The sequence below is a fragment of the Kribbella sp. NPDC031520 genome (assembly GCF_055580825.1).
The window spans coordinates 275,691-301,845 of sequence record NZ_JBVIKS010000005.1 but is presented as its reverse complement, the minus strand read 5'-3'; the positions used below and the strand labels follow the sequence as shown (position 1 = coordinate 301,845).

Below are 26,155 nucleotides of genomic sequence, written 5' to 3'. Positions count from 1 at the left end.
TCAATGGTGGGTCCTACGATCGTGGGAGGAGGGGTGAACGTGCGCATTCGGCTGCTCGGTGGTTTTGCTGTCGATCGCGGCGGGCGGTCCGTCGATGCGGCGGTGTGGCGGTTGCGGAAGGCGCGGACGGTGGTCAAGTTGCTCGCGTTGACTCGTGAGCAGCGGCTGCACCGGGACGTGCTGCTCGAGACGCTGTGGCCGGACCGGGCTTCGACCTCCGCGGTGAACAACCTCCACCAGGCGCTGCACGTGGCCAGGAGAGCGCTCGCGGGCGACGAACCGAGCAACGGATTGCTGGAACTGCGTGACGACTTCGTTGTACTGCTCGCGGACGGGCTCGTCGAGGTCGACGTACGGACGTTCGAACGGCTGGCGGCAGCCGGCCGGACCAGCGGTGACCTGTCCGACCTCCGCGCCGCGGTCGCTGCGTACGCGGGCGATCTCCTGCCCGAGGACAGGTTCGAGGACTGGGCCGTCCGCCCGCGGGAGGAACTCCGGGCGACCTTCGGCGAACTTCTCGTCGACTTCGCGGACGCGGCCGCCGCGGATGGGCAGGAGGCGGAGGCGGTCGATGCCCTGACGCAGGCGCTCGCCATCGATCCGCTGCATGAGCATGGCGTCCGAAGCCTGATGCGACGACATGCGGCGATGGGGCGATCGTCGGAGGCGTTGGCGCAGTACGAACGGCTGCGAACCGACCTGCGGACCGCGTACGGCACCGATCCCGACCCGGAAACCCAACGCCTGTACCAAGAGTTGCTGACCGGAACCGTCACCGTCGGAGCGCAGACCCGGCACAATCTCGCGCCGGCGTTGACGAGCTTCGTCGGCCGCGAACGCGAGATCGCCGATGTCCATCGACTGCTGAAGCAAGGCCGGCTGGTCACACTGACCGGGGTCGGAGGCGCCGGCAAGACCCGTTTGGCCGAGGAGGCGGCGCGCCGACTGGTCGACTCGTACGCCGATGGTGTCTGGATCGCCGACCTCGTGCCGGTAGCGGATCCGCAACTCGTCGCCGACAGCGTCGCGGCCGCCCTCGGCCTCGACCCCGCAGCAGGTTCGGACTCGACCCGCACCCTGATCACCCGCTTGGCGCCACGGAATCTCCTGCTCGTGCTCGACAACTGCGAGCACCTGCTCGCCGCCTGCGCCGGTCTGGCCAGCGCGATACGGCGGAGCTGCCCCGGCGTCAGCCTTCTCGCGACCAGCCGCGAACCCCTGCACGCTCCCGGCGAGGTGACGTTGCGGGTGCCCTCACTCGAACTTCCTGAGCCGTCGGACGCGCGGGAACTGGATCGTCTCGGCACGCTGTCGTCGGTACGGCTGTTCGTCGATCGGGCCCAGGACGTCCGGCCCGGCTTCGCTCTCGACGCCGGAAACGCCACCGCCGTCGTGGAGATCTGTCGTTGTCTCGACGGCATCCCGCTCGCCCTGGAGCTGGCCGCCGCACGCGCGTCGCATCTCGAGGCCGCGGAGATCGCCGTACGTCTCGGTGCGGCGCTGTCGCTGCTCGGCCGCCCCGGTGAGGTCACCCGGCATGCGACCCTTCGGGCGACGCTCGAATGGAGCCATGCGTTGCTGTCGGACGACGAGCAGGTGCTGTTGCGCCGGCTCGCGGTGTTCTCCGGCAGCTTCTCGCTGCGGTCCGCCGAGCAGGTGTGTGCGGACGACCGGATTCCTGAGGTTCTGGACGTCCTCGGCCGCCTGGTCGACAAGTCGCTGCTGCTGGTCGACCACGACGGGCCGCGTTCCCGGTACCGGCTCCTGGAGACCATTCGGCAGTTCGCGCACGAACGTCTGGCCGCCGCGCGCGAGGCTGCGCCGATGGAGGCCGCGCACTGCAGGCATTTCCTGGAGCTGGCGGCCGACGAGGATCCCGAGCGCGCCGGTGTCGTGGTCGAACGTCCCCAGCTGCTCGACGCCGACCACGACAACCTCCGCGCCGCACTCGGCTGGGCACTCGGCCACGACCACGAGCGGGCCTTGCTCCTAGGGCTCAGCCTGTCGCCGTACTGGCTGGCACGAGGTCACTTCTCCGAGGGGGCGGGCTGGCTCGCGCGTGTCCTCGAGGTGGCGGTCGAACCGTCGCGCGAGCGAGTGCGGGCCATCTTCGCGCTGGCGATTCTGCTCGCCCGGAGCGGCCTGGCCGACCGGCTTCCCGGTCTCGGCGACGAGGCGGTCGCGGTGGCCGAGCAGTCCGGCGACGCAGTCGAGCTCGTCACGACCCGGGTACTGCGCGGCACGCTACTGCTCGGGAGCGGTGATCTCGACGAGGTCGAGCAAACTGCCGTGGACGCGCTCGCGCAGGCCGATTCTCTGGGTGCAGAGCCCCTCGGCGCGGCCGCGCAAGGATTGGCCGCGATGACCGCACTGTTCCGCGAAGACGCCGAACTCGCACTGCCCCGCTTCGCAGAATGCCTGCGGCGGCTGGAGCTGATCGACACCACCACGCTGCGGTTCTTCCCCGCCGTCACGATGTGCCTGCCGCTCGCACCGGTGGACGGCTGGTGGGTCCCGGTGTTCGAGGAAACCTTCCTGCTCGGTCGACGGGTCGGCGCCGTCCAGGGCGCCGGCTACGCCTTGTCGGCGCTGGCCGACGCCCACCGGCTGACGAGGAATCTGGACGCCGCGCACGATGCCGTACGACGCTCCGTCGACACCTTCACCGGAATCGAGGACGCGGCCGGACTCGGCCATGCCCTCAACCATCTCGGCTGCATCGAACGCGACCAAGGACTGTTCGATCCGGCCGAGAGGCATCTGCGGGACGCGCTCCGGATCCGCCGCGAACTGGGAGACCGCCGCGGTGAGAGCCTGGCGCTCGCCAACCTCGGCCTGCTCGCCGCAGCGGCCGGCGACCCCGAAGCCGGACGGCGGCTCACCCGCGCGGCCCTCGATCGCGGCCAGGCGGTCGATGATGCGCCCGCCGCGGGCGGTGCGCTGCTGAATCTGGCAGTGGTCGAGTTGTTCGCCGGCGAGCGCCGTACCGCACGAACGCTGGTCGAACAGGCCGTCGAGGCCCTGCATCCGCAGGGATATCTGCGACTCGAGGCGTGGACCCGGCTGCTCGCCGCGGAACTGGCCGTCGAGGACGGTGACACCGAGGTGCTGCACAAACACGGCCCGGCGGCAGCGGCGATCTTCGCCCGCCTGGGCTGCCGCATCGGTACGCCGCGCGCCGCCGCGCTGCCGCGCCCGTCCTGACGCAGGCTGCTCACGACCTGCTAAGTCACGCTAAGTCAGTGCGAAGACGTCGTTCCTAATGTCGTTCGCGGGTCCGGGAAACGTCCTGGACCGGGGACGAATCAGGAGTGGACATGACAACGACGCAAGCGCGGCAGGACACGCTCGGGGAGGCCACCCTCGGTGAACTCGCCGAAGGACTTCGTGGCGAGCTGATCCGCCCGTCCGACCCGTCGTACGACGAGGCGCGGTCGATCTGGAACGCCGCGCACGACAAGTCGCCGGCGCTGATCGTCCGGTGCAAGGGGGTCGCCGACGTCATCCGGGCCGTGGAGTTCGCCCGGAGCGAGGGGTTGACGTTGGCGGTCCGGGGCGGCGGTCACAGCATTCCCGGATTCTCGACGACCGACGGCGGCCTGGTGATCGATCTGTCGCCGATGAACGCGGTCCGGATCGACCCCGACCGGCGCCGGATCGTGGCGCAGGGCGGGTGTGTCTGGGGGGACGTCGACGCCGAGGCGCAGGCCTTCGGGCTGGCGGTCACCGGTGGGCTGGTGTCCTCGACCGGAGTCGCCGGCTTCACCCTCGGCGGCGGGATCGGCTGGCTGGTCCGCCGGTGCGGGCTCGCCTGTGACAACCTCGTCGGCGCCGATGTCGTCACCGCGGACGGCCGGTACCTGCACACCAGCGAGGACGAGAATCCCGAGCTGCTGTGGGCGTTGCGGGGCGGCGGCGGCAACTTCGGTGTCGTCACCTCGTTCGAGTTCAAGGCGTACGACGTCGGTCCGACGGTGTTCGCGGGCCTCGTCTTCTACCCCGGCGATCGGGCGGCCGACGTACTGCGTGGCTTCGGTACGGCGGCGGCCACAGCGCCGGACGAGTTGTCGTTGGCAATCAACCTCACCACCGCACCGCCGTTGCCGTTCCTGCCCGAAGACGTGCACGGCAAGCCGATCGTCGCCGTCCTCGGCATGTGGTCCGGACCGGCGGAAGCCGGCGAGGCCGCGACCCGGCCGTTCCGCGAACTCGCGCCGGTCGTCGCGGATCTGTTCGGGCCGATGCCGTACAACGCGATGCAGACGCTGCTCGATCCGCTGTTCCCGCGCGGCCTGCGGAACTACTTCCGGTCGGCGTTCTTCGGCGACCTCGGGCCGGCCACGGTGGATGCGCTCGTCGCCGCGCACTCCGCAGTACCGAATGGTCTGTCCGAGGTGCACGTCCACCATCTCGGTGGTGCGATGGGACGCGTTCCGGCCGATGCCACGGCGTTCGGGACCCGTGACCGCGAGTACATCTTGAACGTGGTCGCCCGGAGCGAGGACGCGGCCGGGTACGACGGGGTCGTCGAGTGGGCTCGTTCGGCCGGGAGTTCGCTCGGGCCGAGCGCGGCGTCGTACGTGAACTTCACCGGTGAGACGAACGAGGACATCGTCCGGGCGTCGTACCCGGCGGCAACCTACGAACGTCTCGTGGCAGTCAAGAACAGCTACGACCCGACGAACCTGTTCCACCTCAACCAGAACATCCGACCTGCCTAGCGTTCGCGGCCAGCTTCGGGTCAAGCGGGCGTTCGTCCTGCTCCGTCGTACGATCGGGGTTCGTTCATCGGGCGGCAAGGAGCAGGACGTGGTCTTCGGAATCAAATCGGGCCGGCAGCGGGCGGAGGTTGCTCGTGGCAAGTGGTGGGACCGGATGTCCGCGATGGTCTGGGCGGACACCAGGCGGCCGATGATAGACAACACCCGCCGGTTCAGCAGCTCCACGAACGTGGCCGAGCAGCGGTCCACGATCTGCGATGCGATGGCCGACGCGTACGCCGGGGACTTCCGGCACGTCGGTCTCGTTCGCGGGCTGGCCCGGCAGGTGGCCGTACAGGACGTGGACGACAGGATCGCGCGGAGCAACGTCCCGCGCGCCGATCGCGCGATCCTGGCTCTGCGTGCCTCCGGCGAGCCCGCACCGGCAGATATCAACGACGTGCTCCGTCAGGCCGCGGCGGAAGGCTTCACCGAGGCTCTCGGCGATCACCTCCGCACCGCGGATGTGGCACGCAACGTGCTGGCGAACACCCGCGGCGCGGGCCCGCAGATGTCGCCGATGCGAACGGCCGCGATCGCCCTGTTCAGGAGCTCGCAGGCGCAGGTGCCGCCCGAGCACCACGAGAACGCGATCACCAGCATCCAGCAGGCGATGGAGAATGAAGCCATCAGGCTGAACGCTGCGTACGACGACCTCCGCGGACACGAGGGCGTGCCGCCACGGGACATCCGTCAGACGATGGACGAGACCAAGAGGATCGGTGCGGATATCGCCGGGGCAGGTATCGAGGCAGTGAGCAGCCTCGCGTATCCGCCGGCATCGACCGGCGTACCGATGCAGGCGGCTCTCGACGGCCACGCGGCGCGGAACGCGGCGTCCTCAGGCGTCGCACCGGCCGTCAGCTCCGGCAGCTCCGGACAACCGGGCGGCGCGGCGACGGACCCGCGCCTGGCCTACCGGATGGATCCGCCAGGGGCGGGCCGCAACGGCGCACGCGAGGTCTAGGCGCCGTCGAGCAGGGCCTGGTGGATCTTGGTCAGGGCCTTCATCAGCTGGGCCCGCTCGGTCTTCGTGAGAGTCGCGGTGATGCGGTCCTCCAGTTGCTGACGTTCGGCTTCGATCGGGGCCTGGAGGGCGCGGCCGGCTGGGGTCAGCCAGAGTCGGACGAGGCGGTTGTCGTGGGGGTCCGGGCGGCGTTCGAGGAGCCCGGACTCGGCCATTCGGGTGGCGAGTTTGGTGACCGCCGGCGTGGTCACGTTCACCGCGGCGGCGATCTCCCCCGGCGTCCGCCCGTCCTGCGCCCACAACGCCGCGAGCAGGTGGTCCTGCCCGAGCCGCAGACCATGCCGTTGTACTGCGTTGTCAGCGGCGGTCCGCAGCAACTTGGACGTCTTGCTGTGCAGCTCCAGGAACTCGGGCACCGGCACACTCCTTGACCCTCAGATCGTTTACCGGTTAACGTTCTTCGAAATCGTTAACCGGTAAAGGAGTCTGTCATGCTGCTGGTCACCGGCGCCACCGGACACGTCGGTCGCGCCCTCGTCGACGAACTCAACCGGCGCGGCACCGAGTTCCGCGCCCTGGTCCGCACCCCACGCCCGGACCTGCCCGCCGAGCAGGTCGTCGGCGACCTCGACGGCCCGCTCGACCTGCGCGGGATCGACAAGCTCTTCCTGCTCGTCCCCGGCACCGGGCTCACGCACACCGCAAACGTTGTCGCGGCAGCCCACGGGTTGCAGCGGATCGTGTACGTCTCGTCGTACGCCGTGCTCGGCGACCCGGTCCCCGCGATGGGCCGCTGGCACCACGAGCGCGAACAACTCATCCAGAACTCGGGGATCACGGCAACGTTCCTCCGCCCGACCGGCTTCATGACGAACACGTTCGACTGGCTCCCGACGATCCGCGCCGGCGGCTACGTCCTCGACCCGATCGGCCCGGGCCGAGCAGCACCGGTCGACCCAGCGGACATCGCCGCGGTCGCGGCGGCGGCGCTCATCGAGGACGGCCATGAGAAGCAGGCGTACACGATCACCGGCCCCGAGGCGTTCACGCTCGCGGAACAGGTCGCGATCCTCGGCACAGCACTCGGCCGCACCATCGACGTACGGCCCATCGAAACCCCGGAGGAAGCGGTCCGCTTCCGCTACCCCGACGGTGCTCCGCCGGAGCTGGCGGCCGCGATCGTCGAAGGCCTGAAGCTGATGCGAGCGGACACGGTCGGCCTGCGAACAGACATCGTACGGCGGGTTACCGGCCGGGAGCCACAGACGTACGCGCAGTGGTGTGCCGCCAACGCAGGCCTGCTGCACGAGGAGTTATCCACAGATTAGATCCACAATCCACAGCCCCGCCGCAGCTGTCCACAGGCGAGTTATCCACAAGAAGCCTCGAGATTCACAAACGCACGTCATGATTGCCCAACGCAACCGTCTCATCGGTGCGGGGCGCTCGGACCCCGCAGCCGGGCAGCTCTCCAAGGGAAGCTGCCCGGCGCCCGTTCAACCCGGAAAAGTAGCTCCGCAGTACCGGCCTGGTGAGGCATGGTCAGTACTGCGCAGCCGCCCTAGTTGGCCTCTTTGGTCGCCCAGTAGTGCCATTGCGGGGAAGCAACTGGGGAGCGGGCCAGGCCGTCCGGCCAGGTGGCCGGCAGGTCGTGACTCCGTGCCGCGTACAGGATCACCTCCGATGCGGAACGGTCACCGCGCACGGTCACCCGGGCAGCGGTCTCGGCACGTATGTCGGCGAGGTAGTGGATGGCCGGCAGGAACTCGGCGCTCAGCCGCGGGCTGAGCCGGCCGACCGGTTCGTCGTCCAGCCGGATCTCGACCACGATCCGGTGCCGGTCCTGAATACCGTCCTCCTCCTCGATCGCGTGCATGGTGGCGTACGCCCAGCACTCGCCTTCCACCCGGAAGAACGGGGCCAGTACGTCGGGATGGACCTCGCTGCCCGGTACGACGATCGCGCTGCCGGGCGGTAGCAGGTGATAACTGCCTGGCGGGGGCAGATTCACCGGTACCAGCATGTGCGGCTGGCCGAGCGCCACCGCGACACTGGCGTGGAACTGCGTGTCCTGGGTGCCCTTGCCCTCCCAGTCCGCCGGCTCCCACTCACTTACCCACAGGTGGCACGGCACCTGCGGTTGCAGGCCTTGCGCCACCAGTTCCGACAACACCGGGTGGTACCGGTGCGCGTCGTCCCTCGGCAGATAGCCGACAACCTTGCCCTGCACCCGGACGGCGATCGACCGCGGGTCGAAACGGTTGTGCGGTTCCGGGACGAGGTCCGCCTCGGTGTCCAGATCTGCGCCGCGCGCCGGGATGGGGTCAGGGAACAGACTACGGATCGCCTGCTCGTGCGGGGTCTCCCGCACGACTTCCTGACCGCACCACAAAGCGTCGCCCCACAGACTGAACGGAATCAGTTCCATCTGTGCCCTCCAGTCCTCACTGACCGGCATTTACCCGGCTCATCCCGACCAGGACCCTGGTCGTTACACCGAGTGAGCGTATGAAAACTAGACTCCCCAGTGAAGGGCCGTTTCACGCATGGTGCAAGAGTCTGAAACGCAAAAGGAATCCGGCGGTCCGGACTCTGGACGCGGATCGTCTTGGGCAGCGAGCGAATCGGCGAAGATCGTGCAAATGCACGGGAAGGAACACCATGCAGGGCAGCAGTTCAGTCGCTCGGTCGACGGTTGACGCCGGCGCGATCGAGGCCGCGATCAAGCGCTTGGACGGCGTCGCCGTCCGTACTCCGTTGCAGCGCAACCTCCGCCTGTCCGAGCGCACCGGCGCCCAGGTCTGGCTGAAGCGTGAGGACCTGCAGATCGGCCGCTCGTACAAGCTTCGCGGCGCCTACAACCTGATCGCCCAGCTCGACGACGCGGCGAAAGCGGCCGGCGTCGTCTGCGCCAGCGCAGGCAATCATGGTCAGGGCCTGGCGTATTCGTGCCACATCCTCGGTGTCCGGGGCAAGGTTTTCGTTCCGCGGACGACGCCGCGGCAGAAGCGGGACCGGATCGCCGCACTCGGCGGCAAGCAGATCAAGGTGATCGTCACCGGCGACACGTACGACGACGCGGCCGCGGCAGCACTCGCGGAAGGCTCGGCGACCGGCGCGACGCTGGTGCCGGCCTTCGACGACCCGAGAACCGTTGCAGGACAGGGGACCGTAGCCGTCGAGTTGGTCGAGCAGCTCGGCCACGCGCCCGACGTACTCGTGGTGCCGGTCGGTGGTGGCGGTCTCGTTGCAGGGGTTGCAACGTGGATGAAGGAGCGGCATCCCGGCGTACGGATCGTCGGCGTCGAGCCGGGTGGCGCCGCGAGTATGGCGGCCGCGTTCGAGGCGGGCGCTCCGGTGACGTTGCCGCACCTGGACAGTTTCGTGGACGGTGCCGCCGTACGACGGGTCGGTGACGTGACGCTTCCGCTGGTGCAGCAGGCCGGTGTCGAGCTGATGTCCGTACCCGAAGGGCTTGTCTGCTCGGAGATGCTCGCGCTGTACCAGACCGACGGGCTGATCGCCGAGCCCGCGGGCGCTTTGTCGACAAGCGCCCTGGGCAACGGTCTCGACGTACGCCCCGGCGAGACCGTCGTCTGCCTGCTGTCCGGCGGAAACAACGACGTCAGCCGGTACGGCGAGATCCTCGAGCGATCGCTCGTGTACGAAGGGCTGAAGCACTACTTCCTGGTGACGTTCCCGCAGGAGCCCGGCGCACTGCGCACGTTCCTCGACGAGACGCTCGGGCCGGACGACGACATCACCCTGTTCGAGTACGTGAAACGCAACAACCGCGAAACCGGCGTCGCCCTCGTCGGGATCGAGATCAGCACTCGCGACGACCTCCCCGGACTCCTCGCCCGGATGGAGGCCGCCCCGCTGGACATCGAGCCCATCAACCCGAACTCCCCCGAGTTCAGGTACCTCATCTAGTGCTTCGAGTGCTTTGGGTGGCGGGGTCGTTGGGGTGCGTGCCGTCGTCCCATTGCGGGTCGACCGGCTGGCCCTCGCGGTTGCGGGAGCCGTCGTCGGGCCAGAGGTTCTGGGCCTGCGAACGGTGGTCCTCGGAGACGGCGCGGGCCTGGTCGGCGGCGTCGCGGCGTTCGGTCGCGCCGGCTGCAAGCCTGTGCGCCTCCGCGGTCTTCTCGTCGGCGATCGCCTGCGCCTTGCGTGCTCGTGCGTCCACCTCGTCGGCGATCGCGCGCTGTTTCTCCGCCTGTGCGGCGTTGGCGCGTGCCTGCTGCTCGTGGTCGTACGCCTCCTGCTGGTGCCGGCGCTGCGACCTGCGCGAGGCCATGCCGGCAACAAGTGCGACCACGATGACCAGCACGGCCACGGCGACGACGATCCAGACAATGGTCATTCCGCTCATCGCTACTCCTCAGCTCGATGGTCAGAACCACCGGTACCCGGGGTCGTCGCCGCCTAACGTCGTACGGTCGGACTTCAGACCAGGCCGCGGCGGGCGGCCCAGACGATGGCTTCGATCGCGGTACTGAAGCCGAGCCGGTCGCAGATCAGCCGGGTGCGGCGGCGGACCGTACGCTCGGACAGGTCGAGACGCCGGGCAACACCGTCGACCGGCAGCCCGGTGGCGAGCAGGCGGAGCAGTTGCAGGTCGTCATGGCTGATCTCACGCGGCGGCACCCGGCGTGCCACCGGTCGGAGTTCCTGGGGGAGGACGGTCATACTGATCACCTGGTTCCGAATACCCGGGACTCGGCGGCGTCCCAGTCGGCCGGTTTGCCCTGCGGGTCGTAGCGCCGCAGAGAATGGGTGGACCGGACCAGGGCGCGCATCGCGTCCAGGTCCGGGAAGGGCTCGCCGAGTGCGCGAGCCTGGACGAGTACGTTGCCGAGCGCGGAGGCTTCGACCGGTCCGGCGAGCACCGGTACGCCGCACGCGTCGGCGGTCAGCTGGCAGAGCAGCTCGTTCTGCGAACCACCGCCGATGACGTGCAGTACGTCGACCTCCCGGGACGCGATCGTCTGGGCGGTGCGGAGCGTACGGCGGTACGCGAGCGCGAGGCTCTCCAGGATGCAGCGCACCGCGGCGCCACGGTTCCGCGGCGGTTCCTGTCCGGTGTTCCGACACTGTTCGTCGATCCGGGCCGGCATGTTGCCGGGGGCAAGGAACTCGGTGGCGTCGGGGTCGATCAGTACGGCGAACGGCGGCGCAGCGGCGGCCGCCTGAAGCAGGTCGTCGAGATCGTCGCCCCAGCTCCGCAGGCATTCCTGCAGGATCCACAGCCCCATCACGTTCCGGAGGAACCGGATCCGCCCGTCGATCCCACCCTCGTTGGTGAAGTTCGCCGCTCGCGCGTCGTCGGTCAGCACCGGCGCCTCGAGCTCCAACCCGACCAGCGACCAGGTCCCGGACGAGATGTACGCGAACCGCTCGCCGCTGGCCGGCACCGCGACCACCGCCGAAGCCGTGTCATGCGACCCCACCGCGATCAACGGGATCCCCGGCGCCAAACCAGTCTCGTCCGGCAGCACGTTCCCGATCACATCCCCCGGCTCACGCAGCGCCGGGAAGATCCGTCGCGGCAGCCTCATGCGCGCGATCAGCTCGTCGCTCCAGGTCCGGGTGCGGACGTCGTACAGCTGGGTGGTGGACGCGTTCGTACGCTCAGCACCCACCTCGCCGGTGAGCCAATGGCCCAGCAGATCCGGAATCATCAGCAACATGGCGGCCTCCGCCGGAACACCCGAGGCAACCAGTTGGTAGATGGTGTTGAAGGGGAGTTGCTGGAGGCCTGTGATGGTGTACAGGTCCGCGGCCGGCACCTGTGTGAGCACCCGCTCCATCACACCGTCCGTACGGGAGTCGCGGTAGTGGACCGGGTTGCCGAGCAGGCGGCTGTCCGCGTCGAGCAGGCCGTAGTCGACGGCCCAGGAGTCGATGCCGATGCTGTCGAGCGGACCGGCCAGGTGCAGGCCGTCGAGGATCGAGCGGTACAGGTGCAGGATGTCCCAGTGGAGCGTGCCGCGGACGCGGACAGGGCCGTTCCAGAAGCGATTGAGTTCGCGCAGTTGCAGTACGCCCGGGCCGACCTCGCCCAGCATCACCCGCCCGCTGGAGGCACCGAGATCCACCGCCGCGACACGCTTCACGACGACACCTAACGCAGGAACGCGGCAGCCACGCCGGCGTCGACGGGCACGTGCAGACCGGTCGTGTGCGTGAGGTCTCCGCCGGTCAGCGCGAACACCGCGGCCGCGACGTTCTCCGGCAGGACCTCGCGCTTGAGCAGCGTCCGCTGCGCGTAGTACGCACCGAGTTCCTCTTCCGGTACGCCGTACACCGCGGCCCGCTTGGCACCCCAGCCGCCGGCGAAGATCCCGGACCCGCGGACGACGCCGTCCGGGTTGACGCCGTTGACCCGGATCCCGTACTCGCCGAGCTCGGCCGCGAGCAGCCGGACCTGGTGCGCCTGGTCGGCCTTCGCGGCGCCGTACGCGACGTTGTTCGGACCGGCGAACACCGAGTTCTTGCTGGAGATATAGACGATGTCGCCGCCCATCCCCTGGTCGATCAGCACCTTCGCGGCGGCGCGGGAGACCAGGAACGAGCCCTTCGCCATCACGTCGTGCTGCAGGTCCCAGTCGCGTTCCGTTGTCTCCAGCAACGACTTGGAGATCGACAGGCCGGCGTTGTTGACGATCAGATCGACGCCGCCAAAGGCAAGTACGGCATCCCGCAGCGCGGCCTCGACCGCCTCCGCCGACGACACGTCCGCCGCCACCGCGACGGCCACGTCGGTGGACCCGATCTCCTTCGCCGCGGCCTCGGCCGCCGCCTGGTCCAGGTCGGCGACGACGACGCACGCACCCTCGGCCGCGAGCCGGTGCGCGATCGCCTTGCCGATCCCGGAACCGCCGCCGGTCACGAACGCGACCCGGGCCGCGAGCGGCTTCGGCTTGGGCATCCGCTGCAGCTTCGCCTCTTCCAGCGCCCAGTACTCGATCCGGAACTTCTCCCGCTCGTCGATCGGCGCGTACGACGACACCGCCTCGGCGCCCCGCATCACGTTGATCGCGTTCACGTAGAACTCGCCCGCCACCCGCGCGGTCTGCTTGTCCTTCCCGAAACTGAACATCCCGACACCCGGGACGAGCACGATCGCCGGGTCGGCGCCCCGCATCGGCGGGCTGTCGGCGTCCGCATGCCTGTTGTAGTAGGCCGCGTAGTCCTCGCGATAAGCCGCGTGGAGGTCGCGAAGCCGCGCCACCGCATCTTCCAACGGAGCTGCTGCCGGCAGGTCCAGCACCAGCGGGCGCACCTTGGTCCGCAGGAAGTGGTCCGGGCAGGAGGTGCCGAGCGCGGCCAGCTCAGCCAGCCGCTCGCGTGCGGTGAACTCGAGCACGACGTCGGAGTCGTTGAAGTGGCCGACCTGCGGCTTGTCGGTCGACGCCAACCCACGGATCACCGGCGCCAGCACGGCCGCGCGCGCACGCCGCTCGTCCACGGGCAGGGCCTCGAAGCCGGAGACGACAGCACCGAACGGCTCGGGCTTTCCACGATCGGCCAGGAACTGTTCCGCAGTACGGATGATGTCCAGGGAGTTGGCCTCGCACTCCTCCGAGGTCGCGCCCCACGCGGTGATGCCATGGCCGCCGAGGATGCAGCCGATCGCCTGCGGGTTCTCGCGCTTCACGGCCGCGATGTCCAGGCCGAGCTGGAACCCGGGCCGCCGCCACGGCACCCAGACCACCCGGTCGCCGAAGCACTCGGCGGTCAGCTTCTCGCCGTCTGCCGCGGTCGCCAGCGCGATCCCGGAGTCCGGGTGCAGGTGGTCGACGTGGGCTGCGTCGACCAGCCCGTGCATCGCGGTGTCGATCGACGGGGCCGCGCCGCCCTTGCCGTGCAGACAGTAGTCGAACGCGGCAACCATCTCGTCCTCACGGTCGACGCCCGGATAGCTGTCGACCAGGGCGTTCAACCGGTCGAGTCGCAGCACCGCAAGGCCCTTGTCGGTAAGGGTTCCCAGGTCACCGCCGGATCCCTTCACCCAGAGCAGCTCCACGGGCTGCTGGGTGACCGGGTCGGTCTCGGTACCTTTTGCGGACGTGTTACCGCCGGCGTAGTTGGTGTTGCGTGGATCGGCACCCAGTCGGTTGCTACGCGCAACGAGCTCGGCTGACGTGTCGCTCACTTATGCTCCCCATCCGGCTTGCTGACCGTCGGCGCGGTCCTTGGTGATCTGGTCGAAGTACCCGCTGCGCTTGTACGCGGCGATCGGGTCCGGGTCGAGGCCCTGCGACTCGCGGAGTTCGGCGAGCAGCGGGCGGACGTCGGTGTTGTACGCGTCCATGAGCGCCGCGTTCGCACCGAGTACGTCGCCTTCCTGCTGGGCCTTGCGCAGTACGTCGCGGTCCACCAGCAAGGCTTTCGCGGTGGCCTCCTGGACGTTCATCACCGAGCGGATGATCGCGGGGATCTTCTCCTCGATGTTGTGGCACTGGTCGAGCATGAACGCGATCCCGGCGTCCGGGTCGAGCGCGTTGCCGCGGACGATCTCGTTCATGATCCGGAACAACTGGAACGGGTCGGCGGCGCCAACCATCAGGTCGTCGTCGGCGTAGAACCGGCTGTTGAAGTCGAACGCTCCCAATTTGCCGGCGCGGAGCAGGAACGCCACGATGAACTCGATGTTCGTCCCCGGTGCGTGGTGCCCGGTGTCGATGCAGACCGTTGCCTTCGGCCCCAGTTCGAGACAGTGCGCGTACGACGTACCCCAGTCGGGCACGTCCGTGGTGTAGAAGGCCGGCTCGAACAGCTTGTACTCGAGCAGCATCCGCTGGTCGTCGCCGAGCCGGTCGTACACCTCCTTCAACGCGGCCGCGAGCCGGTCCTGGCGGTCCTGGATGTCGTCCTGGCCCGGGTAGTTCGTACCGTCGGAGAACCACAGCTTCAGGTCCCGCGACCCGGTCTGGTCCATGATGTCGACGCACTCGAGCAGGTGATCGGTGGCCTTCCGGCGGACCGCGGGATCCGGGTTCGTGACGCTGCCGAGCTTGTAGTCGTCGTCCTGGAACACGTTGCTGTTGATCGCCCCGAGCCGGACACCCTGCTCCTTCGCGTACGCCGCGAGGCCCGCGTAGTCGTCGACCTTGTCCCAGGGGATGTGCAGCGCGACGCTCGGAGCGACGCCGGTGTACTTGTGCACCACGGCCGCGTCGGCGATCTTCTCCTCCGGTGACCGGGGTACGCCGGGCTGGGTGAAGACCTTGAACCGGGTGCCGGAGTTCCCGAACGCCCACGAGGGCAGCTCGATCTCCTGGCGGCTCAGCGCTGCTTTCGCGGCATCGGGTGTCATGGATCAGACCTCTTTCAGGTGGAAGATCTCGGGCAGCAGCAGGAACGACTCGTCCGGCGGCCGGCCGTCGATCCCTGTGAAGAACTCGGTCATCTGCGCCTGCCAGCGCGCGTTCACCTCGGTGGCCGCCATCGCCTTCCGCGCCGCCTCGAGATCCTCGGACTCGACGTACCCGATCAGCAGACCGTCGTCGCGGAGGAACAACGAGTAGTTGTGCCAGCCGGAATCGCGCAGCGCTGCCTGCATGTCCGGCCAGACGTGGCGGTGCCGGTCGACGTACTCGTCGAGCCGGTCGGGCCGGACCTGCAGGCAGAAGCAGTACCGATTCACGGCGTCACCTGTGCTTCGGGCGGGTAGGTGGTTGTTGCGCGGGAGATGAAAGGTTTCAAGAAGGTGCCTTGACGCTAAGTGTGGGCACGGTCCGGCGTCAAGAGCCTGCCCAGCTTTGACGACCGATTCCGGTACGGTGACGCGGAGATCCGGCGGAAACCGGGTATCCTTCGGCAGCTAACACGTTTCAAGTGCGCAGGGAGGTCTGGTGTCCGTGGACGATGCGGAAGCCCTGCCCGGGCGCACCCGGCGCCGGAGTACGCCGAAGCCGCACGCGGCCGGGGTGAAGGCGGTCGCCGCGGCCGCCGGCGTCTCGCTCGGCACCGTCTCGAACGTGCTGAACCGGCCCGAGGTGGTCAGCCCGATGACCCGCGCGAAGGTCGAGGCGGCGATGGCCTCGCTCGGCTTCGTCCGCAACGAGTCGGCCCGCCAGTTGCGCGCCGGGTCGAGCCGGATCCTCGCGTACCTGATGCTCGACGCCGGCAACCCGTTCTTCACCGACGTCGCGAAGGGCGTCGAGGAGGCGGCTCAGGCGGCCGGGCTGTCGGTGTTCCTGTGTACGAGCAGCGAGGACGCCGACCGCGAGGCGGCGTACCTGGACCTGCTCGAACAGCAACGCGTCCAGGGCATCCTGATCACCCCCATCGACCAGAATTCGTCCCGCCTGCTCAAGCTCCCGTCGCGCGGTACGCCGGTGGTCGTCGTGGACCGTACGCTCGACAGCGCGACGCACTGCTCGGTCGCGGTGAACGACGTACTCGGCGGTGAGCTCGCGATCTCGCATCTGCTCGAGCTCGGCCACGAGCGGATCGCGTACGTCGGCGGCCCGAACACGATCGGCCAGGTCGTCGACCGGCGCGACGGCGCCCGGCGTGCGCTGCGGACCGCTGGGAAGCCGATCACGGACCTGATCGAACTGACCACGGGCGCCCTCACCGTCGCCGAAGGTAGGGGCGCAGGGCAACGACTTGCCGGACTGCCCGCGGACCGCCGGCCGACGGCCGCGTTCTGCGCGAACGACCTGCTGGCGCTGGGACTGCTGCAACAGTGCGTGAGCCTCGGCCTGCGCGTCCCGGAGGACCTGGCGATCGTCGGGTACGACGACATCGAGTTCGCCGAGGCCGCCGCGGTCCCGTTGACGTCGGTCCGTCAGCCGCGCCAGCTGCTCGGCCGGACCGCCGCGGAACTGTTGCTGGACGAGTCGTCGAACCCGGACCACGAGCACCAGCGCGTCACGTTCACACCGGAACTGGTCGTCCGCACGTCAACGCGCGGCGCTGTCTAACCCGTACGCCGCCAGAAACACGTCGACCGCCTGGTCGGCCAGCGTGACGAGCTCGGTGGCGTCGGCGCGCTGCCGGGTACCGGCGAACATCGCGCGATTCATCGGCTTGTACATCACCAGACCGGCGAACTGGTACGCCGCGAGCGTCGGATCGTCCAGCTGTTTCAGCAGACCACGGTCGCTCAACCTGGTCAGCGCCTGTCCCAGCGCTTCGAGCGACTTCTCGAAGCCGCTGGTGAACCACGCGCCGCAGACCTCGGGGAAACGGTCGGCCTCGGCAATCACCAGCCGCCGGAGCTGCAGGACACCGTCCGCGGTCAGGCTCTGGAGCAGGCGATGCGCCAGCGCACGGAGCGCCTCCCGGGCGTCCGCGGCTCCGTCGAGCGTCTCGACGTACGCCTGGACGAGGCCGTCCATCAACTCGTCGCTGGTGCCGAGCACGATCTCGGCGAACAGGCGTTCCTTGTTCTCGAACTGCTTGTAGACGGTCTGCTTGGAGACGCCGGCCTTCGCGGCGACCTCGTCCATGCTCGCGCCCAGATACCCGTGCTGGAGGAAGACCTCGGTGGCCGCCGCCAGGATCGCGCGGCGTTTGCGGGGCGTCCGTCCCTCGATCTCTACCTGCTCCATTCGGAAATCATACTAGACAGTCCAGTTCTGGCGCGAGTACTGTACGGTCTAGTTCCCAGCGAGTGAGGAGAAGACCATGAGCACCGTGACATCGGCCGACGGCACGAAGATCGGCTTCGACGCGTACGGCGAGGGCCAGCCGCTGGTCCTGATCGACGGAGCGACCGCGCACCGCGCGGTGAACCCGACGAACGCCCAGGTCGGGGAGCTGTTGAAGGACAGCTTCCGGACGTACGTGTACGACCGGCGCGGGCGCGGCGAGAGCACCGACACCGCGCCGTACGCGATCCAGCGAGAGATCGAGGACATCGCCGCGCTGATCGAAGATGCCGGTCAGCCGGCGATCCTCTTCGGTTGGTCGTCGGGCTGCCTGCTGGCGCTGGACGCCGCTGCGGCCGGGCTGCCGATCGGAGGGCTGGTGTTGTTCGAGCCGCCGGTGGTCGTCGGCGACGTACGGCCGCCGCTGCCGTCGGACTACGTCGAGCAGCTCGACGCGTTCGTCGCCGAGGGCCGCCGGGACAAGGCCGCCGAGCTGTTCATGACCGCTGCCGCCGGGCTGCCCGCGGAGGCCGTCGCCGGGATGAAGCAGTCGCCGTTCTGGGCGCCGGTGGAGGAGATCGCCGACACGATCGCGTACGACGGCCGCATCATGGGCACGACGATGTCCGGCAACCCGCTGCCGACGGACCGCTGGGCGGACGTCAAGGTGCCAGTGCTCGTGCTGTACGGCGACAAGACCTGGCCGGCGCTGTCCGCCGGGGCGCAGGCGGTCGGCGCGGTGCTGCCTACCGCGACGGTGCGGGCGATCCCGGGCGAGAACCACGGGACCGAGGCGGCGACGCTGGCACCGGTACTGCGTGAGTTCGCGGACTTGACCTAGACAGGGCTCTAGCCTGTTGGATCGAGTGCATGGTGAATCTTGCACTGGGCGCGATGGAGTACGGGACGCGGATCGACGAGGAGACCTCGTTCCGGTTGCTGGACGCATTCGTGGACGCCGGCGGGGAGTGGATCGACACCGCGAACTGCTACGCGTTCTGGCAGGACCCGAGCGGACACGGTGGTCAGAGCGAGGAACTGCTCGGGCGGTGGCTGGCGCAGCGGCCCGGCGTACGGGACCGGATCAAGCTGGCCACCAAGGTCGGGTGTGAGCCGCTCTGGCCCGGCAGCTTCCCGGAGCACTCAGAGGGCCTGAGCACTCAAGCGATCGACGCTGCCCTTGAGACGTCGCTCCGACGGCTCGGTGTCGACCACATCGACCTGTACTGGGCACACCGCGACGACAGGTCTACTCCGCTGGAGGAGACCGTCACAGCGTTCGGTAAGCACGCGACGAACGGCACGATCGGCCGCATCGGCCTGTCGAACTACGCACTCTGGCGGGTCGAGCGGATGCGCAACCTGGCTCTGCAGCAGGGTGTAGCCGGTCCGACCGCGCTACAGCTCCGGTACTCGTACCTGCAGCCGCGGCCGTTCGTACGCGACCACAGCCACGACCACCGCTTCGGCTGGATCACGGACGAGGTCCTGGACTACGCCGAGAACAACCCGGAGCAGCAGCTGTTCGCGTACAGCCCTCTGATGTCGGGTGCGTACGAGAACCGCGCCGACCGCCCGCTGGACCCAGCCTTCGACCACCCGGGCACCACTCGCCGCCTACAGGTCCTCACAGACCTGGCAGCCTCACTGAACGTCACCCGCTCCGAGGTAGTCCTGGCCTGGCTCGCGACCGGCACTCCCGCCATCACCCCCATCGTCGGCATCAGCACCGACACCTACCTGACCACAGCCCTCTCCGGCACCAACCTGAACCTCACACCCGAACAACGACAGCAACTCGACGAGGTCTGGTAAAGACCGGATTCCGATCCTACTCTTCACGTAGCGTGACGAGAGGCGTAATGTGCCGGATTCGACGGGCAATCACGGTGATGCGGACCTGTGGGGGGTCTGCCGGGACGAATCCCGTGGGGGATGGAAATGGCAGAGGAGAGCTGGCATCAGGCACGCCTGATACCGACGTCGGGGATCAACGGCGCTGACGAGCAGGAGCGGCGCGCAACGTCGGCGCTCCTCGCGGTGATGTCATCGGTGCGGGAGTTCGGCCGTGTCCTGACCCAACCGTTGGGCGCACCTGCCGGACAGTTGGAGACGTTCATCGAGGTGCCGTTTCACTTGGGTGAGCGGCGCCTCTACCCGGATGGCTTGCTCCGGGCACGGCGCGGACAGAAGGAGTGGACGGCGCTGGTCGAGGTGAAGACCGGAGTCAACACACTGGACGCCGAGCAACTCGACGCTTATCTCGACGTTGCCCGTGAACAAGGCTTCGACGCGGTCGTCACGATCTCGAACGAGATTCCGGCGGTTGCTGGAATGCATCCGACGAAGGTCGACAAGCGTAAGCTCAAGCGGGTCGCCTTGCACCACTGGTCCTGGTCGATGGTGCTTGCGGCAGCCGTGCTGCAGAAGGAGCATCGAGGCGTCGCGGATCCCGATCAGGCATGGATTCTGGGCGAACTGATTCGCTACCTCGAGCACCCCCGCTCCGGCGCGCTCCAGTTCGACGACATGGGCGCTTCCTGGGTGACTACGAGGGAAGCCGTTGCCTCCGGCACACTCCGGCCAGGCGACAAATGCGCACCGGAGGTTGCGGGCCGCTTCGACGCGCTGCTGAGGTACGTCGGCTTGCAGCTCGGCCGGAAGCTGGGTGACGACGTCACACCAGCACTCTCGCGCAAGGAAGTGGCCGATCCGGCGCTGCGGTCCCAGGCGTTGGTTCAATCGATGAGCTTGCAAGGGACCTTGCAGGGAGCGATCAACATCCCGAACGCCGTCGGCCAACTGGTCGTCACGGCCGACCTTCGAGCGAGCGTCGTCACCTGTCACGTCGACATTGCGGCGCCACGAGACGGCCGAGCGACGACGCGTGTCAACTGGTTGCTCCGCCAGCTGCGTCACGCGCCGGACGCCACCAGGATCGAGGCGTTCGTGATGCATGGCCGCGGCGCAGGTACTGCCGAGCTCCTGCGTGCTGTCCGTGACGACCCGGCGTTGCTGATCGAGGACCCGAAGAAGGAACTTCGCTCGTTCCGGGTGGCCCTCGGATCCCCGCTCGGCAGCAAACGTGGGCGCGGCCGCGGATCGTTCATCGACTCGGTGGAGAACGCGATCAACACGTTTTACGCGGAAATCGTCCAGGACCTGCGGGCATGGACCGCAGCCCCGCCGCGACTGCGCGAAGCTCCGGAGCGGCCCGACGAGAGCGCCGCGTTGACCTCGACTGCGCTGTCGTCGCAGGACGGACCCGAAGGCGAGGAGCCTCCAGGCGGGCTTGACGACGGGATAGAACCGCCGGCGCCGACCAGCGACCAAGAGGAGATTGCGGATGCCGAACCCGTCGAACCGTTGGTTTCGAGCCTGGCACTGAGCCACCCGGCCGGTTCCGAGTCTTCGTTCTGAAGATCCATCTCGATCAACGCTCCCGTTGGACCCGGGTGCGGTGAGATGGTTTGGGGGTGGACAAGGACGGGTTCTGGGGTCTGGTCGAGGATGCGCGGGCCTCGGTGGATGACACTGTGGCTGATCCGGACGGGGTTGCGGACGCGCTGACCAAGGTGCTGGGGACGGCTCGGGCCGAGGAGATCGTGGCGTTCGGGGCCGAGCTTGCGCGGTTGCAGGTCGAGTCGTACCGGTGGGACCTGTGGGCTGCGGCGTACCTGATCAACTCGGGTGCCTCCGAGGACGGGTTCGACTCGTTCCGGGGCTGGTTGGTCGCCCAGGGGCGGGAGGTCTGGGAGGCCGCGCTGGCGGACCCGGACTCGCTCGCCGACGTGGTGGACGAGGACCGGCCGGAGGGGTTCGAAGGCTTCGACGGCGAAGGGATGCTGCACGTCGGCAGTCGCGCGTACAAGAACGTGACCGGCGACGAGGCGGCGTACTGGAAGGCCGTCGACGCGGAGGCGCCGGACACCCCGGACCTGCCGGCGGGTGCCGAGATCGACTTCGACGACGGGGACGATCTCCAAACGCACCTGCCCCGCCTCGCGGCCCTCTACCTGGAAGCTTGACCGCGCCCGGCTGATCCGGCCGGGCGGGAACCTGGGGCTAGTCCCGGTTGCGCATCTCTTCGTTGATGCGCAGGGCTTCGGCGAGCTGGTCTTCCAGGATGATGATCCGGCAAGCGGCCTCGAGCGCCGTGCCCTGGTCGACGAGCTCCCGGGCGCGGGCAGCCAGACGCAGCTGGTAGCGGGAGTAGCGGCGATGGCCGCCCTCGGAGCGTTGCGGGGTGATCAGCTTGGCTTCGTCCAGGCTGCGCAGGAAGCCCGGCGTGGTGCCGAGCATCTCGGCGGCCCGGCCCATGGTGAAGGCGGGGTAGTCCTCGTCGTCGAAGTTGGCCGGTCCCGTGGTCGGGGTTGAACTCATCAGTGTCTCCGTGTGCGGGTTTGGGGCATTGCACCTCCATGTCGATGGGCCCCGGTGCCGAAGCACCGGGGCCCTGGGTTTGTGGATTATCACTAGCTACCGGCCGTGAGGCCGGTCCTTACACGTCCGCAGCGTGCCACTTGGAAGCTGACCCTGCGGCATTACCACCTTGCGTAACCGAAGACCACCTCCCATCGACGAGCCGCGAACGGCGTGATCCTTGACCCTTCGTGTACCTCGTACTACTGGAACTGCAACTGCTGGTACTGCGACATCAACTGCAAACTGCTACTTCGGAGCAACTCTGGACAGGTCGGTAGCTGTCCGCCTCAGCTTCGATGTTCTTCTCTGTCGACATGAACGACATTACAGACGCCAGGATCGAATGTCTAATCCCGCCACCATAGATTTTGGTAAAGTCTCAGGAGAGCTTCAGGCAGGTTCGCCGCTCAGGCGTTCGATGGCGTTGCGGAGCCGGCGACGCCAGCCGGACTGGCCTGCTTCTTCGTCGGCAGCAGCGAGGCTGACGAGGTGCTGGGCGGTCTCGAAGCCCTCGTCGACCACAGTGGTCTGCTCGATCTCACGGGTGGTCCAGCCGAACCCGTCGGGTACCAGCAGCTCAGGTACGAGTGCCTCGTGGCTGAGCGACGTCAGCTCCTTGTCGCCGTTGCCGATGCTGAAGATCGTCGTACCGCGTTTGCGTACGTCGCTGATCCGCTCCAGCAGCGTGTCGGCCGGCGTGTCCTCGGCTACCACCAGCAAGGACTCACCACGACCGGCGTCGCGCAGACGGTCCAGACCGATCGCCAGGTGGGGTGGAGCATCCGGCGGCGGCGCCCAGCGAACCAGTGAAGGCCGCATGTCCTCGACACCGGCCATCCGCAGCTCGTCGTCCAGGTGTGCGGTCAGGTGCCAGGGTTCCTGGTCGACCGGGCCGAACAGCATCAGCCCGCTGCGTCTGGTCGTGAACCGCCGCAGCGCGTAGCCGAACTGCGTAGTACGACTGCCCAGCTCGGTCCCGCTCAACATCTCCCGAAGGAGGGAGGCCCTGGTGAGATCCACCCCTCCAACATCTCACGCCAGGCGGTCGGCCTTCGACTGCAAGTAGTGCCGCTCCGGCACACTCGTCGTACGCCGTGCCGCCAAGAGGTAGCTCTCACGCGCAGCAGCCAGATCACCGTACATCTCCAGCAGATGGGCCCGCACGGCCTCCAGCCGGTGATTCATGCGGTCGTCCGACGCCAGAGGCTCGAGTACGGCGAGACCTTCCTTCGGGCCGATCGCCATGCCGACCGCGACCGCGTGGTTGAGCTTCACCATCGGGTTGTCCACCAGCTGCTCGAGTACGTCGTACAGCGCGACGATCTGCCGCCAGTCCGTCTCTTCCGCGCGCTCTGCGGTGTCATGGACCGCCGCGATCGCCGCCTGGACCTGGTACGGCCCGAGCTGGGTCCGCATGAGCGCATCGCTCACCAGCGCCTCGCCTTCGACGATGGCAGCCCTGTCCCACTTGGAGCGGTCCTGCTCCGCCAGCGGGATCAGTGCCCCGTCCGCACTGGTACGGGCCGCTCGCCGGGCGTCCGTCAGCAGCATCAGCGCCAGCAGCCCGGCCACCTCGCCGTCGTCGGGCAGCAGCTTCCGTACACCACGTACGAGCCGGATCGCCTCTGTCGTGAGCTCCGCGCTGTGCAGCGACGTACCGGACGACGTCGTGTAGCCCTCGTTGAAGATCAGGTAGAGGACGTGCAGTACGGCGCCCATCCGCTCGTCCCGCTCCGCCTCGGGTGGCATCTCGAACGAACTACCTGCCTGCTTGATGCTCCGCTTCGCCCGGCTGATCCGCTGTGCCATGGTCGACTCCGGCACCAGGAACGCGGCCGCGATCTGCGCCGTACTGAGACCGCCGACAGCCCGCAGCGTCAGCGCGATCTGCGACGCCGGCGACAGCGCCGGGTGACAGCACAGGAACAGCAGGGTCAGCGTGTCGTCCCGCCCGCCCGGGTCGTCGATCTCGGGGCCTGCGGCAACGAACTCCTCCGGTGCCGCGAGCTGGGCGGCATTCTCCTCGCGCCGCCGGCGGGCGGACTCACTCCGGAGCAGGTCGGTGAGCCGCCGCGACCCGACGCGGATCAGCCAGCCGCGCGGGTTGTCCGGCACACCCTCCTCGGGCCACTGCTGTGCAGCCGCGAGCAGTGCCTCCTGCACTGCCTCCTCGGCCAGGTCGAAGTGGCCGTAGTGCCTGACGAGAGCACTCAGCACCTGCGGCGCCTGCTCACGCAGCAGGAGGTCGAAGTTGTTCACATCTCCAGCCCAGACATGTCCATGACCGGCCGCACCTCCACAGCAACGTACTCCGCGTCGGGCAGCCGGGCCGCGTACCCGATCGCCTCGTCGATGTCGTCGCACTCCACCAGGTAGAACCCGGCCAGGTGCTCCTTGGCTTCCGCGTACGGCCCGTCCGTCGTCGTGGCCGTGTCGTCGACCACCCGTACGGTCCGCGTCGTGATCGGGTCGGCCAGCCCGGCAGAACTCACGAGCAGCCCCTGCTCGGTCAGCTCCTGTGAGAGCGACTCGTGCGCCTGCACCAAGCCCTCACGTTGCTCGGCGGACAGGCCCTCCCAGCTCTCGGCGTTGCTGTAGATCAGCAGCATGTACTTCACAGGCACCATCCTGTCCCCAGCGGAGGCCGCGGTGACCTCCAGTCAACAGGTACGTCGAAGCAGGTACGCCGTACTTCGACAGTTCCAGCATGTCTCCGAATGTCGAAGTACAGCAGGTCGGCCCCGACGTCTCAGGCGAGTGACGCTCAGCCGGGGCGTCCCCGCCGTACTGGAGATGCCTGATGGTTGTCGAATCGAAGCGCTGGCTGGCGCTCGCACTGCTCTGTCTGACCGGGTTCATGATCATCCTCGACGCCTCGATCGTGCTGGTCGCGATCCCGTCGATCGAGCGGGAGCTGACGTTCTCGATCGGCGGCGTGCAGTGGGTGCCGAGCGGATACGCCCTGATGTTCGGCGGGCTGCTCCTGCTTGGTGGGCGCATCTCCGACCTGCTGGGGCGGCGACGCGTGTTCATCACCGGGCTGCTCCTGTTCGCCGGGTCCTCCCTACTGTGCGGGCTCGCGTGGAGTGGGGATGCGCTCGTACTGGCCCGCGGTCTGCAGGGCGCTGCGGCCGCCGTACTGGCCCCTAGCGCGTTGTCGATCGTGATGACGACTTTCCCGTCCGGTCCTGATCGCAACAAGGCGCTCGGGATCTGGGGAGCGACCAGCGGCGTCGGCGGTACGGCGGGGTCGCTCATCGGAGGCCCTGTGACGGACGGGCTCGGCTGGCAGTGGATCTTCTTCATCAACGTGCCCGTGTGCGTGCTCATCGTCGTACTGGCGCCACTGCTCCTGCTGGACAGCCGTGGACCCGGCCGCCGCGGCTTCGACGTTGCTGGTGCTGTCACGGTCACCGCAGCACTCATCGTGCTGGTGTACGCCGTCATCGAAGCCCCCGAGTCCTCTTGGACGAGCACCGTTCTCCTGCTGGTGCTCTCAGCCGTCCTGTTCGCGCTGTTCGTCGTCGTGGAGCGGCGGTCCGCTGCACCGCTTGTACCGCTGAGGATCTTCCGCTCACGCACCCTGGTCGGTGGAAACCTCATCACGATCAGCTGGGGCTTGGCGGCGTTCGGGCTCAACTTCGTGTACACGCAGTACGCACAGCTCGCTCTTGGCGTCTCAGCGATCCGCTACGGCCTCATGTCCGCAGTACTCGCAGCAACTGCCGTCGGCGGCTCCATGATCGGACAGCACGTCGTCACTCGCCTTGGACCGCGCAAGGTCGCCTTCGTATCCCTCCTGGTTGCAGGAGCCGGTACGACGCTCATGACGCGGCTCACCGTGACTTCCGGGTACTTCGAGCTGGCGTTCTGGGGCTTGACGATCTTCGGCGCCGGCCTGGGCGCCGGTGCGGTCGCCGGCTCGATCGCGTCACTCAGCGAGGCGGCGAGCGAGGACGCGGGTGTCGCGTCCGGGCTGCAGAACGCGAGCTTCCAGATCGGCGGTGCCGTCGGCGTCGCGGTGGTCGCCGCCGTGGCTACGGCGAGTACGTCGGGGACCACTCCCGTCGCTCTGACCCAGAGCTACCGGATCGCGTTCGTGAGCGTGTGGTTCTTCATCGTGATCGGCCTCATCGGCTGCCTGCTGGTCAAACGCCCGTTGGAGGTTCGCGGCGAGAAGAGTGGGCACCGGAAGCCTGTCGTCGCCGCCAGGCGGCCCAGCTGAAGGAGGTCCCATGCTTATCCTCGGGCTGATCCTGTTGATCCTCGGGTTCGTGCTGAACGTTTCGATCCTGTGGACGATCGGCATCATTCTGCTCCTCGTCGGAGCCGTGTTCTGGATCCTCGGCGCCACCGGCCGCGCGGTCGGCGGACGAAAAGTCTGGTACTGACCGAGT

At 68.3% G+C, this 26,155-nt stretch carries 25 protein-coding genes; 12 read left to right on the top strand and 13 right to left on the bottom strand.

Annotated elements, in window-relative coordinates:
- Nucleotides 1-33: 33 nt before the first annotated feature.
- From ACZ5BU_RS26680 to ACZ5BU_RS26670, 3 genes are all read left to right on the top strand, one after another.
- Nucleotides 34-3,204 carry a BTAD domain-containing putative transcriptional regulator gene (locus ACZ5BU_RS26680; RefSeq protein WP_465703156.1) on the top strand — a complete coding sequence of 1,057 codons (3,171 nt, stop codon included), beginning with the start codon at nucleotides 34-36 and terminating at the stop codon, nucleotides 3,202-3,204.
- Nucleotides 3,205-3,317: 113 nt separating this feature from the next.
- Complete coding sequence (locus tag ACZ5BU_RS26675; protein WP_465703155.1) at nucleotides 3,318-4,721, top strand: FAD-binding oxidoreductase; 1,404 nt, start codon at nucleotides 3,318-3,320, stop codon at nucleotides 4,719-4,721.
- Between the two features lie 88 nt (nucleotides 4,722-4,809).
- On the top strand, nucleotides 4,810-5,727 hold the full coding sequence (locus tag ACZ5BU_RS26670) for a hypothetical protein (RefSeq protein ID WP_465703154.1): 918 nt from the start codon (nucleotides 4,810-4,812) through the stop codon (nucleotides 5,725-5,727).
- Here ACZ5BU_RS26670 and ACZ5BU_RS26665 read toward each other — a convergent pair.
- A complete protein-coding gene (locus tag ACZ5BU_RS26665; protein ID WP_465703153.1) occupies nucleotides 5,724-6,143 on the bottom strand; it encodes a MarR family winged helix-turn-helix transcriptional regulator in 420 nt (139 codons plus the stop codon). The genes ACZ5BU_RS26670 and ACZ5BU_RS26665 overlap by 4 nt on opposite strands.
- 75 nt (nucleotides 6,144-6,218) lie before the next feature.
- Between ACZ5BU_RS26665 and ACZ5BU_RS26660 the strand changes: the two genes are divergently transcribed.
- Nucleotides 6,219-7,055, top strand: coding sequence for an NAD(P)H-binding protein (locus tag ACZ5BU_RS26660; protein ID WP_465703152.1), 837 nt, complete (start codon nucleotides 6,219-6,221; stop codon nucleotides 7,053-7,055).
- A gap of 233 nt (nucleotides 7,056-7,288) precedes the next feature.
- On the opposite strand, the gene ACZ5BU_RS26655 is transcribed toward ACZ5BU_RS26660, so the two are convergent.
- Nucleotides 7,289-8,155 carry an HIRAN domain-containing protein gene (locus tag ACZ5BU_RS26655; RefSeq protein WP_465703151.1) on the bottom strand — a complete coding sequence of 289 codons (867 nt, stop codon included), beginning with the start codon at nucleotides 8,153-8,155 and terminating at the stop codon, nucleotides 7,289-7,291.
- A gap of 233 nt (nucleotides 8,156-8,388) precedes the next feature.
- Here ACZ5BU_RS26655 and ilvA point away from each other — a divergent pair, with 233 nt between their 5' ends.
- Nucleotides 8,389-9,660 carry a threonine ammonia-lyase IlvA gene (ilvA, locus tag ACZ5BU_RS26650; protein WP_465703150.1) on the top strand — a complete coding sequence of 424 codons (1,272 nt, stop codon included), beginning with the start codon at nucleotides 8,389-8,391 and terminating at the stop codon, nucleotides 9,658-9,660.
- Here ilvA and ACZ5BU_RS26645 read toward each other — a convergent pair.
- The 6 genes from ACZ5BU_RS26645 to ACZ5BU_RS26620 form a co-directional block, all read right to left on the bottom strand.
- Complete coding sequence (locus tag ACZ5BU_RS26645; RefSeq protein ID WP_465703149.1) at nucleotides 9,653-10,099, bottom strand: hypothetical protein; 447 nt, start codon at nucleotides 10,097-10,099, stop codon at nucleotides 9,653-9,655. The two genes, ilvA and ACZ5BU_RS26645, sit on opposite strands and share 8 nt — an antisense overlap.
- Nucleotides 10,100-10,173: 74 nt before the next feature.
- Entirely contained in the window at nucleotides 10,174-10,416 is a 243-nt protein-coding gene (locus ACZ5BU_RS26640; RefSeq protein ID WP_325036210.1) for a helix-turn-helix domain-containing protein, read from the bottom strand.
- Between the two features lie 5 nt (nucleotides 10,417-10,421).
- The gene (locus ACZ5BU_RS26635; protein ID WP_465703148.1) at nucleotides 10,422-11,843 is read right to left on the bottom strand and encodes a rhamnulokinase; all 1,422 of its coding nucleotides are present in this window, start codon (nucleotides 11,841-11,843) and stop codon (nucleotides 10,422-10,424) included.
- A gap of 8 nt (nucleotides 11,844-11,851) precedes the next feature.
- Nucleotides 11,852-13,885: a bifunctional aldolase/short-chain dehydrogenase gene (locus ACZ5BU_RS26630; RefSeq protein WP_465703147.1), complete on the bottom strand. Its 2,034-nt coding sequence runs from the start codon at nucleotides 13,883-13,885 to the stop codon at nucleotides 11,852-11,854.
- On the bottom strand, nucleotides 13,886-15,049 hold the full coding sequence (gene rhaI, locus ACZ5BU_RS26625) for an L-rhamnose isomerase (RefSeq protein WP_465703146.1): 1,164 nt from the start codon (nucleotides 15,047-15,049) through the stop codon (nucleotides 13,886-13,888).
- Nucleotides 15,050-15,052: 3 nt separating this feature from the next.
- Nucleotides 15,053-15,379 (bottom strand): L-rhamnose mutarotase, encoded by a 327-nt coding sequence (locus ACZ5BU_RS26620; protein ID WP_465703145.1) that lies wholly within the window; start codon nucleotides 15,377-15,379, stop codon nucleotides 15,053-15,055.
- A 208-nt stretch (nucleotides 15,380-15,587) separates the two neighbouring features.
- On the opposite strand from ACZ5BU_RS26620, the gene ACZ5BU_RS26615 reads away from it, so the two are divergent.
- Nucleotides 15,588-16,664, top strand: coding sequence for a LacI family DNA-binding transcriptional regulator (locus tag ACZ5BU_RS26615; protein ID WP_465703144.1), 1,077 nt, complete (start codon nucleotides 15,588-15,590; stop codon nucleotides 16,662-16,664).
- Here ACZ5BU_RS26615 and ACZ5BU_RS26610 read toward each other — a convergent pair.
- Nucleotides 16,644-17,294, bottom strand: coding sequence for a TetR/AcrR family transcriptional regulator (locus ACZ5BU_RS26610; RefSeq protein WP_465703143.1), 651 nt, complete (start codon nucleotides 17,292-17,294; stop codon nucleotides 16,644-16,646). The genes ACZ5BU_RS26615 and ACZ5BU_RS26610 overlap by 21 nt on opposite strands.
- Nucleotides 17,295-17,370: 76 nt before the next feature.
- On the opposite strand from ACZ5BU_RS26610, the gene ACZ5BU_RS26605 reads away from it, so the two are divergent.
- The 4 genes from ACZ5BU_RS26605 (at nucleotide 17,371) to ACZ5BU_RS26590 (ending at nucleotide 21,361) form a co-directional block, all read left to right on the top strand.
- Nucleotides 17,371-18,174 (top strand): alpha/beta fold hydrolase, encoded by an 804-nt coding sequence (locus ACZ5BU_RS26605; protein ID WP_465703142.1) that lies wholly within the window; start codon nucleotides 17,371-17,373, stop codon nucleotides 18,172-18,174.
- A 29-nt stretch (nucleotides 18,175-18,203) separates the two neighbouring features.
- Nucleotides 18,204-19,148: an aldo/keto reductase gene (locus ACZ5BU_RS26600; RefSeq protein WP_465703141.1), complete on the top strand. Its 945-nt coding sequence runs from the start codon at nucleotides 18,204-18,206 to the stop codon at nucleotides 19,146-19,148.
- Nucleotides 19,149-19,274: 126 nt separating this feature from the next.
- The gene (locus ACZ5BU_RS26595; protein WP_465703140.1) at nucleotides 19,275-20,753 is read left to right on the top strand and encodes a hypothetical protein; all 1,479 of its coding nucleotides are present in this window, start codon (nucleotides 19,275-19,277) and stop codon (nucleotides 20,751-20,753) included.
- 56 nt (nucleotides 20,754-20,809) lie between these two features.
- Nucleotides 20,810-21,361 (top strand): DUF4240 domain-containing protein, encoded by a 552-nt coding sequence (locus ACZ5BU_RS26590; protein WP_465703139.1) that lies wholly within the window; start codon nucleotides 20,810-20,812, stop codon nucleotides 21,359-21,361.
- A gap of 37 nt (nucleotides 21,362-21,398) precedes the next feature.
- Here the strand turns inward: ACZ5BU_RS26590 and ACZ5BU_RS26585 are convergent, their stop codons facing one another.
- The 4 genes from ACZ5BU_RS26585 to ACZ5BU_RS26570 all read right to left on the bottom strand — a co-directional run bounded on the left by ACZ5BU_RS26585 (nucleotide 21,399) and on the right by ACZ5BU_RS26570 (nucleotide 24,367).
- Complete coding sequence (locus tag ACZ5BU_RS26585) at nucleotides 21,399-21,716, bottom strand: MerR family transcriptional regulator (RefSeq protein WP_465703138.1); 318 nt, start codon at nucleotides 21,714-21,716, stop codon at nucleotides 21,399-21,401.
- Nucleotides 21,717-22,148: 432 nt separating this feature from the next.
- Nucleotides 22,149-22,778: a hypothetical protein gene (locus tag ACZ5BU_RS26580; protein ID WP_465703137.1), complete on the bottom strand. Its 630-nt coding sequence runs from the start codon at nucleotides 22,776-22,778 to the stop codon at nucleotides 22,149-22,151.
- Between the two features lie 12 nt (nucleotides 22,779-22,790).
- Complete coding sequence (locus tag ACZ5BU_RS26575) at nucleotides 22,791-24,017, bottom strand: RNA polymerase sigma factor (RefSeq protein ID WP_465703136.1); 1,227 nt, start codon at nucleotides 24,015-24,017, stop codon at nucleotides 22,791-22,793.
- Entirely contained in the window at nucleotides 24,014-24,367 is a 354-nt protein-coding gene (locus ACZ5BU_RS26570; protein WP_465703567.1) for a YciI family protein, read from the bottom strand. The genes ACZ5BU_RS26575 and ACZ5BU_RS26570 overlap by 4 nt, the downstream gene beginning before the upstream one ends.
- A gap of 191 nt (nucleotides 24,368-24,558) precedes the next feature.
- Between ACZ5BU_RS26570 and ACZ5BU_RS26565 the strand changes: the two genes are divergently transcribed.
- Nucleotides 24,559-25,983, top strand: a complete 1,425-nt coding sequence (locus ACZ5BU_RS26565; protein ID WP_465703135.1) for an MFS transporter — start codon at nucleotides 24,559-24,561, stop codon at nucleotides 25,981-25,983.
- Nucleotides 25,984-25,993: 10 nt separating this feature from the next.
- Nucleotides 25,994-26,149, top strand: coding sequence for a DUF6131 family protein (locus tag ACZ5BU_RS26560; protein ID WP_185759276.1), 156 nt, complete (start codon nucleotides 25,994-25,996; stop codon nucleotides 26,147-26,149).
- The last annotated feature ends 6 nt before the right edge of the window (nucleotides 26,150-26,155 follow it).

Coding starts and splice junctions, on each gene's coding strand:
- ACZ5BU_RS26675 (WP_465703155.1), top strand. CDS start 3,318: ATGACAACGACGCAAGCGCGGCAGGACACGCTCGGGGAGGCCACCCTC.
- ACZ5BU_RS26660 (WP_465703152.1), top strand. CDS start 6,219: ATGCTGCTGGTCACCGGCGCCACCGGACACGTCGGTCGCGCCCTCGTC.
- ACZ5BU_RS26655 (WP_465703151.1), bottom strand. CDS start 8,155: ATGGAACTGATTCCGTTCAGTCTGTGGGGCGACGCTTTGTGGTGCGGT.
- ilvA (WP_465703150.1), top strand. CDS start 8,389: ATGCAGGGCAGCAGTTCAGTCGCTCGGTCGACGGTTGACGCCGGCGCG.
- ACZ5BU_RS26645 (WP_465703149.1), bottom strand. CDS start 10,099: ATGAGCGGAATGACCATTGTCTGGATCGTCGTCGCCGTGGCCGTGCTG.
- ACZ5BU_RS26640 (WP_325036210.1), bottom strand. CDS start 10,416: ATGACCGTCCTCCCCCAGGAACTCCGACCGGTGGCACGCCGGGTGCCG.
- rhaI (WP_465703146.1), bottom strand. CDS start 15,049: ATGACACCCGATGCCGCGAAAGCAGCGCTGAGCCGCCAGGAGATCGAG.
- ACZ5BU_RS26610 (WP_465703143.1), bottom strand. CDS start 17,294: ATGGAGCAGGTAGAGATCGAGGGACGGACGCCCCGCAAACGCCGCGCG.
- ACZ5BU_RS26605 (WP_465703142.1), top strand. CDS start 17,371: ATGAGCACCGTGACATCGGCCGACGGCACGAAGATCGGCTTCGACGCG.
- ACZ5BU_RS26600 (WP_465703141.1), top strand. CDS start 18,204: ATGGTGAATCTTGCACTGGGCGCGATGGAGTACGGGACGCGGATCGAC.
- ACZ5BU_RS26595 (WP_465703140.1), top strand. CDS start 19,275: ATGGCAGAGGAGAGCTGGCATCAGGCACGCCTGATACCGACGTCGGGG.
- ACZ5BU_RS26585 (WP_465703138.1), bottom strand. CDS start 21,716: ATGAGTTCAACCCCGACCACGGGACCGGCCAACTTCGACGACGAGGAC.
- ACZ5BU_RS26570 (WP_465703567.1), bottom strand. CDS start 24,367: ATGCTGCTGATCTACAGCAACGCCGAGAGCTGGGAGGGCCTGTCCGCC.
- ACZ5BU_RS26565 (WP_465703135.1), top strand. CDS start 24,559: ATGGTTGTCGAATCGAAGCGCTGGCTGGCGCTCGCACTGCTCTGTCTG.
- ACZ5BU_RS26560 (WP_185759276.1), top strand. CDS start 25,994: ATGCTTATCCTCGGGCTGATCCTGTTGATCCTCGGGTTCGTGCTGAAC.